The sequence below is a fragment of the Bacillus sp. GbtcB10 genome (genome assembly GCF_019091365.1).
Taxonomy (GTDB): domain Bacteria; phylum Bacillota; class Bacilli; order Bacillales; family Bacillaceae; genus Bacillus; species Bacillus altitudinis.
In genome coordinates this window covers 1-267 of sequence record NZ_JAGXJP010000172.1, presented here as the reverse complement: position 1 = coordinate 267, position 267 = coordinate 1, and the positions used below count along the sequence as shown (strand labels likewise).

At 36.7% G+C, this 267-nt stretch carries 1 tRNA gene; it reads right to left on the bottom strand.

What is annotated here, in order from left to right:
* Positions 1 to 161 precede the first annotated feature (161 nt).
* Positions 162 to 235, bottom strand: a tRNA-Ile gene (locus KVT11_RS20010).
* Positions 236 to 267 lie beyond the last annotated feature (32 nt).

Sequence of the window (267 nt, the reverse complement as noted above, 5' to 3'; positions counted from 1 at the left end):
TAATTGCCATAGGGTGCAAACAAATAAATCACATTGTCTTGCTATCATTAAAGTAGCAAAATTCCCACTTCTTTTCAATTAAAATGCTCATATATTTCATAAAAAAAGCTCCCTTCTACAAGGAAGCTTCTTACTGACATAATAAACATGTGAAATGGATATGGACCCTGTAGGTCTCGTACCTACGACCGGACGGTTATGAGCCGTCTGCTCTATCCTGCTGAGCTAAGGGTCCACAATTATGTATGTAACAATACATCAAATAAA